The sequence below is a fragment of the Neobacillus niacini genome (assembly GCF_030817695.1).
Taxonomy (GTDB): domain Bacteria; phylum Bacillota; class Bacilli; order Bacillales; family Cytobacillaceae; genus Neobacillus; species Neobacillus niacini_F.
The window spans coordinates 1985486-2003423 of sequence record NZ_JAUSZQ010000002.1 but is presented as its reverse complement, the minus strand read 5'-3'; the positions used below and the strand labels follow the sequence as shown (position 1 = coordinate 2003423).

General features: G+C 39.3%; 16 protein-coding genes. 2 read left to right on the top strand and 14 right to left on the bottom strand.

The genetic code is table 11. From position 1 onward, the window contains the following. Positions 1 to 6: 6 nt before the first annotated feature. From QFZ28_RS10295 to QFZ28_RS10265, 7 genes are all read right to left on the bottom strand, one after another. A complete protein-coding gene (locus QFZ28_RS10295) occupies positions 7 to 990 on the bottom strand; it encodes an alpha-ketoacid dehydrogenase subunit beta (RefSeq protein ID WP_307194540.1) in 984 nt (327 codons plus the stop codon). Positions 991 to 1002: 12 nt separating this feature from the next. Next, positions 1003 to 1998, bottom strand: a complete 996-nt coding sequence (locus tag QFZ28_RS10290; protein ID WP_307194539.1) for a thiamine pyrophosphate-dependent dehydrogenase E1 component subunit alpha — start codon at positions 1996 to 1998, stop codon at positions 1003 to 1005. Between the two features lie 40 nt (positions 1999 to 2038). Then, positions 2039 to 3460 (bottom strand): dihydrolipoyl dehydrogenase, encoded by a 1422-nt coding sequence (lpdA, locus tag QFZ28_RS10285; RefSeq protein WP_307194538.1) that lies wholly within the window; start codon positions 3458 to 3460, stop codon positions 2039 to 2041. A gap of 20 nt (positions 3461 to 3480) precedes the next feature. Further along, a complete protein-coding gene (gene buk, locus QFZ28_RS10280) occupies positions 3481 to 4617 on the bottom strand; it encodes a butyrate kinase (RefSeq protein ID WP_373428058.1) in 1137 nt (378 codons plus the stop codon). A 59-nt stretch (positions 4618 to 4676) separates the two neighbouring features. Then, positions 4677 to 5771 (bottom strand): branched-chain amino acid dehydrogenase, encoded by a 1095-nt coding sequence (bcd, locus tag QFZ28_RS10275; protein WP_307194536.1) that lies wholly within the window; start codon positions 5769 to 5771, stop codon positions 4677 to 4679. Between the two features lie 28 nt (positions 5772 to 5799). Continuing rightward, on the bottom strand, positions 5800 to 6708 hold the full coding sequence (gene yqiS / locus QFZ28_RS10270; protein ID WP_373428123.1) for a phosphate butyryltransferase: 909 nt from the start codon (positions 6706 to 6708) through the stop codon (positions 5800 to 5802). A 132-nt stretch (positions 6709 to 6840) separates the two neighbouring features. Continuing rightward, the gene (locus tag QFZ28_RS10265; protein ID WP_307194535.1) at positions 6841 to 8916 is read right to left on the bottom strand and encodes a sigma-54 interaction domain-containing protein; all 2076 of its coding nucleotides are present in this window, start codon (positions 8914 to 8916) and stop codon (positions 6841 to 6843) included. 194 nt (positions 8917 to 9110) lie between these two features. Between QFZ28_RS10265 and QFZ28_RS10260 the strand changes: the two genes are divergently transcribed. Further along, positions 9111 to 9353, top strand: a complete 243-nt coding sequence (locus QFZ28_RS10260) for a DUF2627 domain-containing protein (RefSeq protein ID WP_307194534.1) — start codon at positions 9111 to 9113, stop codon at positions 9351 to 9353. A 9-nt stretch (positions 9354 to 9362) separates the two neighbouring features. Here the strand turns inward: QFZ28_RS10260 and QFZ28_RS10255 are convergent, their stop codons facing one another. Continuing rightward, entirely contained in the window at positions 9363 to 10091 is a 729-nt protein-coding gene (locus QFZ28_RS10255) for a glycerophosphodiester phosphodiesterase (protein WP_307194533.1), read from the bottom strand. 42 nt (positions 10092 to 10133) lie between these two features. On the opposite strand from QFZ28_RS10255, the gene QFZ28_RS10250 reads away from it, so the two are divergent. After that, complete coding sequence (locus QFZ28_RS10250) at positions 10134 to 10271, top strand: YycC family protein (protein ID WP_307194532.1); 138 nt, start codon at positions 10134 to 10136, stop codon at positions 10269 to 10271. A 60-nt stretch (positions 10272 to 10331) separates the two neighbouring features. On the opposite strand, the gene spo0A is transcribed toward QFZ28_RS10250, so the two are convergent. From spo0A to dxs, 6 genes are all read right to left on the bottom strand, one after another. Beyond that, the gene (gene spo0A / locus QFZ28_RS10245; protein WP_307194531.1) at positions 10332 to 11123 is read right to left on the bottom strand and encodes a sporulation transcription factor Spo0A; all 792 of its coding nucleotides are present in this window, start codon (positions 11121 to 11123) and stop codon (positions 10332 to 10334) included. Between the two features lie 313 nt (positions 11124 to 11436). Then, complete coding sequence (gene spoIVB, locus QFZ28_RS10240) at positions 11437 to 12735, bottom strand: SpoIVB peptidase (protein WP_373428057.1); 1299 nt, start codon at positions 12733 to 12735, stop codon at positions 11437 to 11439. 97 nt (positions 12736 to 12832) lie between these two features. Continuing rightward, positions 12833 to 14533, bottom strand: coding sequence for a DNA repair protein RecN (gene recN, locus QFZ28_RS10235; RefSeq protein ID WP_307194529.1), 1701 nt, complete (start codon positions 14531 to 14533; stop codon positions 12833 to 12835). A gap of 15 nt (positions 14534 to 14548) precedes the next feature. Beyond that, the gene (ahrC, locus tag QFZ28_RS10230) at positions 14549 to 14998 is read right to left on the bottom strand and encodes a transcriptional regulator AhrC/ArgR (protein WP_307194528.1); all 450 of its coding nucleotides are present in this window, start codon (positions 14996 to 14998) and stop codon (positions 14549 to 14551) included. A 146-nt stretch (positions 14999 to 15144) separates the two neighbouring features. Next, a complete protein-coding gene (locus QFZ28_RS10225; protein ID WP_307194527.1) occupies positions 15145 to 15984 on the bottom strand; it encodes a TlyA family RNA methyltransferase in 840 nt (279 codons plus the stop codon). Between the two features lie 2 nt (positions 15985 to 15986). Beyond that, positions 15987 to 17879: a 1-deoxy-D-xylulose-5-phosphate synthase gene (gene dxs, locus QFZ28_RS10220; protein ID WP_307196995.1), complete on the bottom strand. Its 1893-nt coding sequence runs from the start codon at positions 17877 to 17879 to the stop codon at positions 15987 to 15989. Positions 17880 to 17938: the final 59 nt, after the last annotated feature.

Here is a 17938-nt window from a genome sequence, read left to right as displayed (position 1 = left end):
CTCCTATTAGTACTCTGCGAGCTCACGCATTGCTTTTTCAACTTTGTCTGGATTAACCATAAAGAACTTCTCCATTGTTGGTGCATATGGCATGGCAGGGACATCTGGTCCTGCAAGGCGCATAATTGGCGCATCTAAATCAAATAAGCAATTTTCGGCAATGATGGCAGATACTTCACTAATAATACTGCCTTCTTTATTATCTTCTGTGATCAGTAATACCTTACCCGTTTTAGCAGCCGCTTCAATGATTGCTTCTTTATCTAATGGATACACTGTTCTGAGGTCGAGAATATGTGCAGAGATTCCATCCTTGGCTAATTTTTCAGCTGCCTGTAGGGCAAAATGAACACATAGCCCATAAGTAATTACTGTAATATCTTCACCTTCACGTTTTACATCCGCTTTTCCGATAGGCAATGTGTAATCATCGGTCGGTACTTCTCCCTTGATTAATCGGTATGCCCTCTTATGCTCAAAAAACAACACTGGATCGTTATCACGAATAGCTGCTTTTAGTAACCCTTTCACATCATAAGGCGTTGATGGCATTACAATTTTCAATCCTGGTGTATTCGCAAAAACTGCCTCAACTGATTGTGAATGATAGAGGGCGCCATGTACGCCGCCGCCATATGGAGCACGAATGACCATTGGGCAGCTCCAGTCGTTATTTGAACGATAGCGAATTTTTGCCGCTTCTGAAATAATTTGATTCACAGCAGGCATAATAAAATCAGCAAATTGCATTTCAGCAATTGGTCTCATTCCATACATCGCAGCGCCGATTCCTACCCCGGCAATCGCAGATTCAGCAAGTGGTGTATCGATGACACGCTCTTCACCAAATTGTTCGTATAAGCCCTGAGTAGCTTTAAAAACTCCGCCTTTTACCCCTACGTCTTCACCAAGTACAAATACTTTTGGATCACGTTCCATTTCTTCACGAATGGCCATTGTGACCGCATCTATATATGAAATTACTGCCATGTTACATCCCCCTTACTTATCACCATAAACGTATTTCAACGCGTGTTCAGGTGCTGCATACGGTGCATTCTCAGCATAATCAGTGGCTTCGTTCACTTGCTTCATCACACGGTCGTTAATTTCTTTTTCCAATTCATTATTCATTACACCTGTTTCTTTTAAATAGGCACCAAAGGTAATAATTGGATCCTTCGTTTTCGCTTTAGCCACTTCATCTGGAGCACGGTATGAACGGTCATCATCATCAGAAGAGTGTGGTGTCAATCTGTAAGAGATTGTCTCTATTAGTGATGGACCCTCACCCCGACGGCCGCGTTCTGCTGCTTCCTTCACGACTTTATACACCTCTAATGGATCGTTTCCATCAACAGTGAATCCTGGCATACCGTAACCGATAGCACGATCAGATACTTTTTCACATCCCAATTGTTTCTCAATCGGAACAGATATCGCATATTTATTATTTTCACACATGAAAATAACAGGGAGTTTATGAACACCAGCGAAGTTAGCTCCTTCATGGAAATCTCCTTGGTTTGAAGACCCTTCACCAAAGGTTACAAAGGTTACAAGATCCTTCCTTTCCATTTTCCCTGCTAACGCTACACCGACAGCATGCGGAACCTGAGTGGTTACAGGAGATGATCCAGTAACGATGCGATTTCTCTTTTGCCCAAAGTGCCCAGGCATTTGCCGGCCGCCTGAGTTCGGGTCCTCCGCTTTCGCAAAACCAGATAGCATTAGTTCTTTTGGTGTCATTCCAAATGTTAAGACTACTCCCATATCGCGGTAATAGGGGAGCACATAATCTTTTTCCTTATCAAGGGCAAATGCTGCACCAACTTGTGCAGCTTCTTGTCCTTGACATGAAATAACAAATGGTATTTTACCCGCACGATTCAATAGCCACATCCGTTCATCAATCCGGCGGGCTAAAAGCATAGTTTCATACATTTCCAAAACCTTTTCATCACTTAAACCTAATGCATGATGACGATTTTCAGCCATTTATTTTTTACCTCCCATATGTTTTTACATACATGAATAATTAAGAATGAATTGCTCTTCCGTCCACTGCTAGTGCAGCTTCCCCAATCGCTTCTGACAACGTTGGATGCGGATGAATCGTATGAGCAATTTCCCACGGAGTAGCATCCAATACCATTGCCAACCCTGCTTCTGTAATCATGTCAGTGACATGTGGACCAATCATATGCACCCCTAAAATATCATTGGTTTCTTCATCAGCAACAATTTTGACAAAACCATCGGATTCTCCAAATACAAGAGCCTTCCCGATTGCTCGGAATGAAAATTTGCCCACTTTTACTTTATGACCCTTTTCTGTTGCCTGCTCCTCAGTAATCCCAACACTTGAAACCTCAGGATTGCTATATATACATCTTGAAACTAGATTGTAATTAAGCTCGGAAGGATCTTTTCTAGCAATATGCTCGACTGCAATTATACCTTCATGGGAGGCAACATGTGCCAGCTGCATACCACCAATCACATCACCGATGGCATATATATGAGACTCTTTGGTTTGGTAAAATTCATTCGTTACAATAAATCCTTTTTCAACCTGGATTTCTGTGTTTTCTAAACCGATTCCTTCGACATTTGCCTGGCGACCAACAGAAACGAGCAGTTTATCTGCCTTAAATTCTTTCAATCCCGCTTTTACCTCTGCAGAAATCGCAACGCCATCGCCTTTTACAAGGGTTTCAGGCAGGACCTTAGCTCCTGTTACCAGCTTAATACCTTTTTTCTTCATCAGGCGCTGCATTTCTTTAGAGATTTCCTTATCTTCAGTAGGAATAATCCGGTCTGCATACTCAATAACTGTTACTTCAACGCCGAAATCAGAAAGCATGGATGCCCATTCTATTCCGATGACACCTCCGCCAACTATAATGATTGAAGCAGGTAAAGATTCAAGTTCCAATGCTTCATCAGAGGTGATAACAAACTCTCCATCGATTTCAAGTCCAGGAAGCGTTCTAGGCCTTGAACCTGTAGCAATAACAACATTTTTTGGAATGAGCATTTCATTTTCTTCGCCATTATTCATTTCAACCGAAATCGTTCCCGGCATCGGTGAAAAAATCGATGGCCCCAATATCCTGCCCAGCCCTTCATATACATCAATTTTCCCTTGCTTCATAAGATGTTGTACACCTTTATGAAGTTGTTCAATGATTTTATTTTTTCTCTCCTGTACTTTTCCAAAGTTATAGGACACTTCACTTGTAATCACACCGAAATCTTCACTATGCTTAGCTGTTGCATAAACCTCAGCACTTCGGAGAAGAGCTTTGCTTGGGATACATCCTTTATGAAGACATGTTCCTCCAAGTTTTCCTTTTTCTACTATTGCTGTTTTTAAGCCAAGCTGAGAGGCACGAATGGCAGCCACATAACCACCAGTACCACCGCCAAGAATGACTAAATCGTATTCTTGTGACACTGTATTTCCTCCCCATGTAATTAGATTTTTGCTTTTTTAAATGTACCAGGATATTCTTTTACTCTTTCCTCTCCACGCAAAACTCTTAGTGCACCTTCGGCTAGTGCTTGAAGTTCATTTTCGCCTGGATGGACAATCGTATCTGCAATCCAATTAATCCTATCGGTGATGGATTTCACAAATCCTTTACCATAAGCAAGACCGCCAGTTAACACAATCGCATCCACTTTTCCAGCTAATACCGCACTCGCTGCTCCTATTTCCTTTGCCACTTGGTATGCCATTGCTTCGTAAATCAGCGACGCCTGTTCATCGCCTGCTTCAATTCTTTTTTCAACTTCCACTGCATCGTTGGTTCCAAGGTAACCCACAAGCCCCCCTTGACCGACCAGTTTCTTCATGATTTCATCACGGTAGTATTGACCTGAATAGCATAGTGCTACTAAATCTCCCACTGGAACAGTTCCAGCGCGTTCAGGGCTAAAAGGACCATCACCATGTAGGCCATTGTTTACATCAATGACTTTTCCTTGCTTATGTACGCCAACGGTAATCCCGCCTCCCATATGGGTAACAATAAGGTTTAATTCGGTATATTTTTTTCCTAATTCTTTTGAAACTCTTCGTGCAACAGCTTTTTGGTTTAAAGCATGAAAAATACTTACTCTCTCAATTAAGGAAAACCCAGATATTCTAGCAATTGGTTCAAGTTCATCTACAACAACGGGGTCAACAATAAAGGAAGGAATATTTAAACCAGAAGCAATTTCGTAGGCAATAATACCACCAAGATTCGATGCATGCTGCCCGGCAAAACCAGTCCGCAAATCCTCCAGCATAGTAGTATTTACTGCATAGGTGCCACCTTCGATCGGACGAAGCAAACCGCCGCGTCCACAAACTGCACTCAGCTTCGATATATTAATCCCGGCATTATCCAGTGTTTCCAGGATTGTATTTTTTCTAAATTCATATTGATCAATAATATTATCAAATGAATTAATCATTTCTGAATCATGACGAATTGTTTTTTCAAAAATGGAAATTTCATTATCGAAGACCCCGATCTTAGTGGAAGTGGAACCTGGATTGATGACGAGTATTCGATATTTAGTATCAGGCAACGTATTTGACCTCCATTTTTTTACATTTAACATTTAGTTATGGGGAAAAGACGCTGAAGTACTCATTCAGCGCTCTGCCCTTTCCGCTTTTATTAACGACGGCTTAAAATATGATGACCATTTTGGAGGAATTGACTGCGAGAATTACGCATTCTCTCGATTCTTTCCTCTGCCATACGATCTGCAGCTAAATAGGTAGGAATACCATCTCGTTTAGAAATCTCAATAACCTTTTCAATATTTGTATAAATGGTCTCTACTTTCTTCATTGCACGATCATGGTTATAGCCATAAAGCTCATCCGCTACATTGATTACGCCGCCTGCATTTATAACATAGTCAGGAGCATAAATAATGCCCATTTCATGAATGATATCTCCATGACGAGTATCCTTTAACTGGTTATTGGCTGCTCCAGCAATTACTTTTGCTTTTAACTGTGGAATGGTATCATCATTTACCGTTGCACCAAGCGCACATGGGGCATAAATATCACATTCAACACCATAGATTTCATTTGGATCTACTGCACGCGCTCCAAATTCTTCCACTGCACGCTGGACAGCTTCCTTGTTGATATCCGTTACGATTAATTGTGCGCCTTCTTCGTGAAGATGACGGCAAAGATTATAAGCAACGTTTCCAACACCTTGAACTGCTATCACTTTTCCTTCAAGAGAATCCGAACCAAAGGCTGCTTTAGCAGCGGCTTTCATTCCGCGGTAAACACCATAAGCAGTAACAGGTGAAGGATTACCAGAAGAACCGAATGCTGGTGAAATTCCCGTTACATAGTCTGTTTCTTCATGAATTAAATCCATATCTGCAACCGTTGTTCCAACATCTTCTGCGGTAATATATCTTCCATTTAGCCCTTGAATATATCGACCGAACGCACGGAACATTTCCTCATTCTTATCCTTCCGCGGGTCACCAATAATAACGGTTTTGCCACCGCCAAGATTTAGCCCTGCTGCTGCGTTTTTATATGTCATTCCTTTTGCTAAACGTAATGCGTCAATGATGGCTGCTTCCTCTGATTCATATGTCCACATACGGGTACCGCCTAGGGCCGGACCTAATGTTGTATCATGTATCGCAATAATTGCTTTTAATCCAGATTGTTTATCTTGGCAAAATACAACTTGCTCATAATCATATTGTTCTAAGTACTTGAAAATTTCCATGTTAAAAATCCTCCCTTTAGTTAAAAATCTATTTAGTAACAGAGCAGATAGCGAGTGCCAGTGAATACAGCTTACTTTCCGCCGAATCCGCTCTAGAGGTTAATACAATGGGAGCCTTTGCCCCGGCGATGACAGCCCCTACTTTTGCTTTTGCAAAATAAATCAATGACTTATATAAGACGTTTCCAACCTCAATGGCGGGAACTAATAAAATATCAGCTCTACCCGCTACCTCACTATGGATCCCTTTGTGTTCAGCAGCTAAAGCAGAAACGGCATTATCCAAGGCTAAAGGACCATCTACAATACAGCCGGTGATTTGCCCTCGTTTGTTCATTATCGTTAATGCGGCAGCATCAACAGTCGCTTGCATGGCTGGATTTACCACTTCAACAGCGGCTATAGGAGCAACTTTAGGATATTCTATTCCAACGGCCCGTGCTATGGCTGCAGCATTTCTTATCATTTGTGCTTTTTCCTCTAAATTGGGGGCAATATTCATCCCTGCATCTGTAATAATGGTAAACCGGTTGTAATCTGGAATTTCAAACACGGCCACGTGTGATAGAATATTTCCCGTTCTTAAACCGTATTCTTTATTTAAAACAGCTTTTAAAAGAACGCTGGTAGTGATATTCCCTTTCATTAACACATTTGCTTCCTTATTGGACACAGCCCTAACTGCCAGTTCTGCTGCCATCGTGTTTGAATCTGTATGAACAATAGTAAGTTTTTTGTTGCTTTTTTGTCCGTCTTTGTTTTTTACATTCAATATCGTAGTAATTTTTTCATTATCACCAAATAATATAAAATTGGCAAGATTACTCTTTAATGCTTCGGTCACGGCTTCTATGACTTCTTCATCTTCGGCCACTGCAACAGCTACCGTGATATCATCCAGTTGGGCTGCTTTGTTTATCAGCGATTCAAGCAACAAGTTGTCATCAACCCTTTCTCTCTTCAACTCCCACTCCATATACGTAATATGCAAATTCCGTGCCAAGTTAAACACTGTGAAAACGCTTTATAAATCAGAATAAGTAGTGCAATTATTTTCATACTATGAAATTTATTGCATGCTATTATTTTCAAGTTTGTATTTTTCTAACTTATAATAAAGATTTCTCACGGACAAACCCAGCGCTTTAGCAGCGGCTGTCTTATTTCCATTAAAACGTTGAAGTGTTTGCTGGATAATTTCAGATTCATAATCTTCAACCATTGCAGTTAAGGATCGATTTTGCTGGATTGATTCACTATGGTCCGATACTTGTGGCTCCGTTCCCGTTTTTTTAGGCCTTAGTTCAGGGAGATGATGTATATTAATGAATGTTTCATAATAATTCATAAAAATCATTGCCCGGCCAAGAATATTCTCTAATTCCCGTACATTCCCCGGCCAATCATAATTCATTAATTTTATGAGCGCAGCCTGGGCAACGCCCTCCACATTTCTTCCATAATCACGATTAATTTTTTGGATAAGTCTTTCACACAAAACAGGAATCTCTTCTTTTCGATTCCTGAGAGGCGGTATATGTATAGGCATACGATTTAAACGATAGTATAAGTCTTCCCTAAAAGAACCTTTTGCAATTCCTTTTTCAAGATTCACATGGGTTGCTGCAATGATTCTAACATTTATCGGAACGGGCTTTGTTCCGCCTACCCGAATGATTTCATTTTCTTGCAATACTCTTAGTAATTTCGCCTGAGTATTCGCTGAAAGTTCACCTATTTCATCCAGAAAAATACTTCCGTTATTTGCTTCTTCAAAAAAGCCCCGTTTTCCCCCTCTTTTTGCCCCGGAAAACGCCCCCTCTTCATAACCAAATAATTCACTCTCTAGAAGGGTTTCTGAAATGGCAGCACAATTAACTCGTACAAATTTGTTGTATTTTCGATCACTTGCATTATGTATGGCATGGGCAAACAATTCTTTCCCAGTACCGGATTCACCTCGTAAAAGGACGGTTGCCGGCGTTTTAGCACCAAGCTTAGCCTGCTCAATCGCAAGCATCATTTCCTCAGAACTGCCGATAATATCCTCAAAGGTATACTTGGCTTCAAGCGTGCGGATAATTTGTCGTGCGCGGTTTAGTTCCCGGTTTAGAGATTTTATTTCTGACATATCATGAATAACGCCAACACTGCCTTTTAGTTTCCCTTTTACAATAATTGGGGCGACATTAACAATAACTTCCCGCTTATTTGCTCCTACTCGCATTGGGACCCCGCGGACTGCTCTTCTTGTTTGAAGAACCTTCATATGCATACTTTCGCCTTCAGATATATCAGCTGTTGCTGGGTGTCCAATGACTTGTTCTTGTGTTAACCCGGTTAGACGGGTATACGCCGGATTAATGAGAAGACCCCTTCCGTTTTCATCCACTACTGAGATCGCGTCATCACTAGAGTGGATAATTGCCTGAAGCATGGTTTGAATTTCTTTTAAGTCGGTAATTTCCTCGGCAAGATTCACTACTTCTGTGATATCTTTAAAAACGGCAAATGCACCAATTAACGTTCCGTTCTCTTCAATGATTGGAATGCGGGTTGTGATAATTTTTCGTCCGTTCCCTAAAATCATTTCTTGATTCTTCTCTATTCTTCTGGTTTCAAGAATTATAGGAAGTCTACTTTGTGGAATTACTTCAACAACGTATTTACCAATCGCTTGGTCGCGTTTTACACCGGTCATTTCTTCTGCTCGACGATTAAATAAAATCACAAACCCCTTAGAATCGATTACCAACATCCCATCATTTGTGGCATTGAAGATTAGTTCTTGCTGATAGGAGGAATTCTGGTGTTTAACGATTAATTCTTCCTTTTCTTCAAGAAGCTTTGCGAGAAGAAAAGCCACACTACCAGGAATTAAAACCGTTTTCTTATCCTTAGTGCTCCTTAGCTCTTGAAAGACATGTTCATTTCCAGTTACCTCTATGATGATATCAATCTGTTCATTTAAATATGGCCTCCAGTCGGTTCCGGTCTTTATCCCTTCACTTTGTGCCAATACTATCCCAGGTGCATCTAAGTTTCTGTCAATGACAACCTGAACATTCAGAACTTCGGTTTCATTAAGTAATTTAAGGACCGCTGTACCACCCTTTCCGGCACCAACAATCATAACATTTTGCATTTTTTCGCCCCTTTATTATATTTGAAAAAGAAAACTTTTTCACACCAACATAATCGAAAACATGCAATATTTTTCATTATCTATTTTATATTTTTTTACTTACCTTGACAAATTATATCCTTGTACTAATATTTCTTTTGAAGGTATAATTCTTATAACTTTATAACTTATAAAACAATTGGAAGGATTTAATTATGAGGCGGATTGTTGCTCTACTTATATTGGTTATTCCAGGCTTTTTAGCTGGTTATGGGATTAAATTAATGCGCGATATGACATTTGGGATTTTACAAAGCCCAATCCCTTTCTTATGGCTCCAATTTCTATTAGGTCTGATTTTATTCATTGGTGGTTTAGGGTTTGTCGCCGGCTTCATTTTTCATCGTGACAGGAAGAGAAATAAAGTACAAACGAGGTTTTCAAACACAAAAAAATAAAGAGACCATTTAGGGTCTCCTTTCCATTTGTTTCTTCATTTTTAATGCCTTTACCGGATCGTCTGTGATAAGGGCTGTACAGTTGATTTTTAAAAGTCTGTTAATGTCTGCCTCTTTATTGACAGTGTATGGTCTAACTGCTATTCCATTTTCCATTGCACCTTTAATTATATCATCTGATACCGAAGCTAATTTTGGGTGAATCCCTTTTGCACGGATAGATTTTGCATAAATCCACGGCATATAAATTCGCTCATTAAATAGTGGCGCTGTCTCAATTTCGGGTGCTGTCCGATAACATAGGACGATACTGTAATGATTAAAAGAAGAAATGATAATCCGATCCATTAAGTTATTTTTTCGAACAAGCCTAATGACCTTTTCTTCTATGCCTTCATACGGTAATAGATTATTTTTCAATTCTATGTTACAAACTAATTGATTGGATTGCATCCATTCAAGAACCTCAACCAAAGACGGGATGGGTTCTTTTTTCACACCTTTTTTATTGGCATTAAACTGTCGTATCTCATTAAATGTAAAATTTTTTACAAAGCCAGAACCAGTTGTTGTCCGGTCTACTTTTTCATCATGAATGACCACAACTTCACCGTCTTTGGTTAATTGGACATCGAGCTCTAAACCATCTGCATTTGCCTTTTCTGCAGCTATAAACGCATTCATAGTATTTTCTGCAAAGAGAGCAGAATAACCTCGATGAGCAAAAATTTGTGTCATTTCTTCACTTCCTGACTAAAAAATTGGAGGCAGAATCTTACAATGAAACCTTTGCAATTATCACCTGAAACGGCTGTTAAGCTTGCCAAAAAATTAAATGTACCGTTAGAACAACTTATGCATATGCCTCAGCATATACTTATTCAAAAATTAATGGAACTAGAAAAAGAAAATAAATAACCACAGAAAAAGCCCTCATTTTGAAAATGAAGGCTTTTCTTCTTTATATTATTGATCTCTTCAAGAGGCCTTATGCTCTAAACGAAGTTTATCCGCAACCATAGCGATAAATTCCGAGTTTGTAGGTTTAGCTTTTGACATGCTTACGGTGTACCCGAATAAAGAGGAAATGGAATCGATATTTCCACGGCTCCATGCTACCTCGATTGCATGGCGGATAGCACGTTCCACGCGGCTTGCAGTCGTATTATATTTCTTTGCAATATCAGGGTATAATACCTTGGTAATAGACCCCAGTAATTCAATATCATTGTAAACCATTGAAATAGCCTCACGTAAGTATAAATATCCCTTAATATGTGCAGGAACGCCAATTTCGTGAATAATGCTTGTAATGCTCGCATCTAGATTTCTTGGTTTGTGTTCAGTATGTGACCGGTAATTTCCAGTCGGAACCTTGCGGCTAACCTGACTGCTTTTACCACTAACCTGACGGATATGATTTCCTAAATTCTCCATATCAAACGGCTTTAAGATAAAATAAGAAGCTCCAAGCTCTACAGCCTTCTTTGTAACGTCTTCTTGACCAAATGCAGTCAACATAATAACGTTAGGAATCGCGCCTTTTTTCAATTCTCTTAAGCGTTCTAGAACGGCTAATCCATCCAGATGAGGCATAATAATATCTAAAACGAGTACATCCGTATCCGTTGATTCAAGTAGATCTAAACAATCCTGACCATTATGAGCGATACCTGCAATCTCCATATCATCCTGGGACGAAATATAGTCCTCTAATAACCCCACTAATTCCCTATTGTCGTCAACGACACATACTTTAATCTTTTTCACCTTTATTTCCTCCTCAAATCCAGATGGTCATATCTCTATTTATCATTTATCTTTATTGTCTTAATTCTATTCTAAATTAGAAATTCGACAATGCAACTAAAATTCCTCTAGTTTTTTTAATAATTCTTAAAATAGTGATAAAATCTTATCTTTTCTTTGTTTTCCTTTAAATTTCGACTAAATTTGCATTTATGCCTTATTATTCCAATCTTTTGTCGAATAATCTAATATAAAACAAAATAGGCGTGCATCGCCTATTTTGTTTTAATCTTAAAATTCTAGTTACAGCGCCTAGACGCTTTCGGTTTTCTTTTTAACTTGCCTTTTCCTGTGGTTTTTCATATATGTTAATTCCTGCTTCATTTAACATCCATTCAATGTGTACTCCGTAACCGGAGGTTGGGTCATTGACAAAGACATGTGTTACGGCACCAATCAGCTTACCATCCTGGATAATAGGACTTCCGCTCATTCCCTGAACGATTCCTCCAGTTTTTTCTAGAAGACTTGGGTCGGTAACTTTTAATACCATGCCTTTTGTTGCTGGAAATTTCTGCGGGATCGTGCTGACAATTTCAATATCAAATTCTTCAACCTTGTCATCATTTACAACGGTTAAGATTTTGGCCGGCCCTTCTTTTACTTGATGAGAAAGAGCAATTGGCAACGGTTTATCCATAATACCGTTTTTTAAGTCTTTATTTAACACTCCAAATATGCCAAATGGACTATTTTTTGTGATGTTTCCGACAATTTCACGATCTGTAGAGAAACGTGCTAGCTTTTCACCAGGATCACCATTACTTCCCTTATCAATAGAGGTAACGGTTGAACGAACGATTTGACCATCTTCAACAACAATTGGTTTCTTCGTGTCCATATCAGAGATTACATGCCCTAAGGCACCATATTTTTTCGTTTGCGGATGAACAAAAGTCATAGTACCAATACCTGCTGCTGAATCACGAATATACAGACCAAGCTTATAGGAGTTTTCTCCCTTATCTTTTAGTGGAGTAAGTTTCGTGGTGAACTTCCCACTTTCCCTGCTAATTACCATATCCAATGCTTGCCCGCTTTGTCCTGCATTTTGTACAAAGGGAGCGACATCTGTCATTTTTTCAATTTTGTTTCCATTGATTTCGGTAATGATATCACCGATTTTTATTCCTGCAATTTCTCCAGGTGATTTTTTCCCATTTTCGGTATTAACTAAATGGTGACCTACGACCAATACGCCAACACTGTTTAATTTAACACCAATGGACTGTCCTCCTGGCTGGATTCTGAAATCCTTTAAGACATTTACATCGACCTTTTTTACGGGAATTCCTGCAAATTCCAATAACATTTCATCTTTGCCATTTTCGCTGGCTGTTAGGGAAACATAGTTTTGATCTTGTTCAAGTGAGATATTCGGATTGTGAGATACTAAAGAGGCTGAAACCGGTACAGCCTTTTGGAAAGTATAATCTTGTCCTTCAAAAACTGTAATGGTCTTTGGTATATCAAGGTATTGCTGTAATGGCTGATTAAATAAAACGCTGATTAATGAAACAAGGAGAATTCCACCAATGATCTTTCTAATTATTTCTAACTTCAAAATCTTCACTCTCCTCGCTTCTGTTTCACACTATAGAAATGGCTACATCTTTAATTTTGCCTGCATCAGCGCCATTTATAACCTGATACAACATAAAAAAGCTCCCCTAATTGGGAAGCTTTTCAATTTTTTTATTTTCGGAAGCCAAAAACAACAATTCTTCAGCGTGTTTCTTTGTTAAATCCGTAATCTCTGCACCTGAAATCATGCGGCCAATTTCCTTTATTTTCTCTTCGAAACTAAGTGGACTTACTGAAGTTTTTGTCCGGCCGCCTTCGGTAACCTTAGAAATAAAAAGATGTGTATCTGCCATAGCAGCCACTTGTGGTAAATGAGAAATACATAATACCTGAGAATCAACCGCTACATTATAAATTTTTTCGGCAATCGACTGAGCCACCCTGCCGCTGACTCCTGTATCCACCTCATCAAAGATAATCGAGGTAACACCCTGATGCCTTGAAAAAATACTCTTTAGTGCCAGCATGATTCTTGATAGCTCCCCGCCTGAGGCAATCTTCGATAGAGGCTTTAACGGTTCACCAGGATTTGTGGAGATATAAAACTCTACGTGATCGACTCCGTTTTTTGAAAAATGAGGTAAAAACGATTCAAAGCGGATTTCGAACACCGTTTTTGCCATGTAAAGCTCTTTTAACTCATTATGTATTAAGGAAGTTAGTTTATCAGCCCAGCGTTTTCTAAGCTCAGTTAACACTTGAGCCTCAATGGTTAAGTCCTTTTTAATGGATGTTAATTGCTTTTCTAATTGACCTATATGTGTTTCTTTGTTTTGCAATGTTTCGATTTCTTCTTCAATCTTAGCGGCATATTCTAAAATTTCCTCAATCGTTTTTCCATACTTCCGCTTTAATTGATTAATTTCATTTAATCTCTCTTCAATCTCATTTAAACGCTGCGGGTCATATTCTAATCCGTCTAATTCATTTCTTAATGTACGGGAAGCATCTTCTAAATGATAAAAGCTGTTCATAACGGATTCATATATTTCTTTATAAGAGGAGTCTAATGCAGCAGCGTCTTCAAGGTGCCCCATAACCATACTAATCCAATCAAGCCCCTTTTGTTCTCCTGTAAGGGCATTATAACTGGATTGAACCGCCTCGAATACACGCTCGAAATTCGCAAGTTTTCTTTTTTCTTCAAAGAGTTGTTCATCTTCATTAAGCTTTAATTTTGCCTTTTGAATCTCATCAAACTGAAATTGAATGAGATCAAGGCGATGTGCGGTTTTTTGCTCATTTTCACTTAATGATTTAAGCTTCTGAGACGTTTGTTCATAGCGGTGAAACACTTCCTGGTATTCTGCCTGTGAATGAGAAATCTCTTCAAATCCAAATTGGTCAAGCAATAGTAAATGCCTGCTTTCATCCATTAAATCTTGGTGTTCATGCTGGCTATGTATATCTACTAGCGTTGATCCAACTTCACGAAGAGTTGATATGGTCACTAGCTTTCCATTGATTCTACAAACACTTTTGCCCGAACGTGAGATATCTCTTCGTAAAATAACCATTCCTTCTTCAATTTCTATCCCAAACTCAAAAGCCTTTGAATGACAAGGATGGTCCTCATTAATTTGAAAAAGACCTTCAATTTCCGCCTTTTCCTCTCCATGTCTGACAAACTCAGCGGAGCCTCTGCCGCCTACGAGCAAGTGGATAGCGTCAATAATAATGGATTTGCCTGCACCTGTTTCTCCTGTTAAAACGGTCAGCCCTTTTTCAAAAGAAATGGAAAGGGCTTCAATGATAGCAAAGTTCTTAATCGATAATTCTGATAACAAGGTTTATTCCCCCTATTAAAGCATGTCAAGGAACCGGTTTGTGATAGTCTCTGTATCTTCTGGTGTACGACAAATGATTAAAATGGTATCGTCACCACAAATGGTTCCAAGTACTTCTTCCCAATCAAGGTTGTCTAATAGTGCACCAATTGCCATAGCATTACCAGGCAGACATTTCATTACCAGCAAATGACCCGCGGAATCTATGCGAACAAAAGCATCCATTAATGATCTTTTTAATTTTTGCAATGGATTAAACCTTTGGTCGGCTGGAAGGCTATATTTGTATCTCCCATCTAATAACGGAACTTTAACCAAATGCAGTTCTTTAATATCTCGAGAAACTGTAGCTTGTGTCACATTAAACCCAGCATTTTTTAATGCATCAACAAGCTCATCTTGTGTTTCAATATCATTAGATGTGATAATTTCTCTTATTTTTATATGACGTTGACCCTTATTCAATCCATTCACCCCATAATCATCAAAACATTTACGTAATTTGTACAAAAATGTCGCTTATACCCATATGTTAGCCCATTTTGCCAAGGAAGTACAATTAATATTTTTCGAAAAAAGGTCAATATCAAAAAGGAAGGACAAGCACAGGCTTATCCTTCCACATCTTGTTTAGATTTAAATTCCTGATGAGCGTCTTTTACAATTTGCACCGGCTCGGCAGGTAATTGATTTTGACCAGCTTGCTGCTCTCCTATCCATTTAAGGTGAAGGAGAAACTCAATATTTCCATCTCCACCGGTTATCGGAGAAAAGGACAAATTAACAGCATTGAATCCCTGTTCAAGAGCAAAATCAACAATTTTATTGACTACCTGTAGATGTACTTTTTCATCACGTACAATACCTTTTTTCCCGACTTGCTCCCGGCCTGCTTCAAATTGGGGCTTAACAAGTGCCACAATGTCACTGCCAGGTACAAGCAGCGTTTTTAAGACAGGTAATATTAATTTTAATGAAATAAAAGAAACATCTATCGTCGCAAAATTAGGCATTTCACCCGCTAAATCTGCAGGTGTTACATATCGGAAGTTAGTTCTTTCCATTACTACTACTCGTTCATCCTGACGAAGCTTCCAAGCCAGCTGATTATAACCTACATCCAACGCATAGGACATTTTTGCACCATTCTGCAGGGCACAATCAGTAAATCCTCCCGTTGAAGCACCAATGTCGAGCATAATCTTATCTTTAACTGAGACATCAAATACCTTCAATGCCTTTTCTAGTTTAAGACCACCTCGACTGACGTAGGGAAGTACATTTCCCTTAATCATTAGGGGGATATCTATTTTTACTTTCTCGCCAGGTTTATCTAACCGTTCTTCGTTTGTATAAACAAGTCCTGCCATTATTGAACGTTTTGCTTTTTCTCTCGTTTCTGCTAATCCTCTTTCAACCAATAATACATCTAATCGTTCTTTGTTCTTCATGGTTAGGCCCTTTGTTGTTTTTTTCGTGCGAGTATGGTCATTCTTCTTACAACCTCTGAAGTAGTCATACCAATTTCTTCTAGAAGTGACTCTACATCACCATGTTCGATAAATTGGTCAGGAATCCCCATTCGGTCTATTGCTTGATGGTAATAACCTTTTTCATGCGCATATTCAAGAACATAGCTACCAAAACCACCCTGCAGTACCGCTTCCTCAATAGTCAGGATAGGGATATTATTTGAGAATAACTCATCGAGCATCTTTTCATCTAAGGGTTTGATGAAACGCGCGTTTATTACTTTCACCGAAACACCTTGTTTCTCAAGCGTTTCTGCAGCTTGAAGGGCCATTGGTATTGTTGTACCAAACGTTAAGATTGCGGCATCCTCGCCATCCTTCAAGACTTCCCATGTACCGATTGGAATGCTCTTGAATGTTTCATCCATCGGTACACCTAATCCATTACCTCTTGGAAATCTCATCGCAATTGGACCACCATCATAGGTCATCGCAGTGTAAACCATATGCTGTCCTTCGTTTTCATCTTTTGGCATCATTAAAACAATATTAGGAACATGTCTTAAGAAAGCAATATCAAATACGCCCTGATGCGTTTCACCATCTGCACCTACTAAACCTGCTCGATCGATTCCAATAAAAACATTTAAATTTTGACGGCAAATATCATGAACAATCTGATCATAAGCTCGTTGTAAGAAGGTTGAGTAAATCGCTAAAAATGGTTTCATATTTTGAGTCGCCAATCCAGCCGCAACCGTAGCAGCATGCTGTTCGGCAATCCCGACATCAAACATTCTCTCAGGAAACTCACTAGCAAAGCCCTCTAGCTTTGACCCAACTGGCATAGCAGGCGTTATCGCGACAATCCTCTCATCTTCACGAGCAAGCTTGCGAACTGTTTCACTTACTAAACTACTCCAGGCTGGAGGGGCCTTATCTGATTTAACAAAAGCTCCTGTGTCCATCTTATAAGGACCCGTACCATGCCAAGTACCTTTTTTATCACTTTCCGCAGGGTGAAAACCTTTCCCTTTTTTCGTAATGACATGAAGAAGGACTGGTCCTTCGGTTTTTTTTGCATACCGGAAGTTTTCGAATAAAGCTTCAAAATCATGTCCATCCACCGGGCCTAAATAGGTAAATCCCATCTCCTCAAAGAACATGCCCGAAACAAATAAATATTTAAGACTGTCTTTCACACGTTCCGCCGTTGCTGCCAGTTTCCCTCCAACAGCTGGTACCTTCTTCAATAACAATTCTAGCTCGTCCTTAACCCATTGGTATTTACCAGCTGTACGTAATTGACCAAGAATATTATGAAGAGCACCAACATTTGGCGCAATGGACATTTCATTGTCGTTCAGAATGACAATCATATTCTTTTTTTCATGGCCAATATGGTTTAATGCTTCTAATGCCATTCCTCCAGTTAACGCACCATCTCCAATGATAGGTACGACAAAGGAACTCTCTTTTTTCAAGTCTCTGGCTATAACCATCCCCATTGCGGCTGAAAGGGAGGTTGAGCTATGCCCTGTTTCCCAAACATCATGCTCGCTTTCGATTCTTTTTGGGAAGCCGCACAGTCCTTTAAATTGACGCAATGTATCAAATTCACAAGCTCTTCCTGTAAGAATTTTATGAACATAGGACTGATGTCCTACATCCCAAATAAATTTATCCTTGGGGCTGTCGAAACATTTATGTAAGGCAATGGTTAATTCGACAACACCTAAGTTCGGTCCAATATGGCCTCCAGTAACAGACAGCTTTTCAATCAAGAACTGGCGTATTTCTTGACTTAGTACCTCCAATTCTTGATTTGACATCCCTTTTAAAAAGGAAGGGTCTTTTATTGATAACAGATCCATGTTTGGACCACTCACTTTCATACTTTTTCTTTCAGTTCACCTAATAAGGCTCTTTTCTC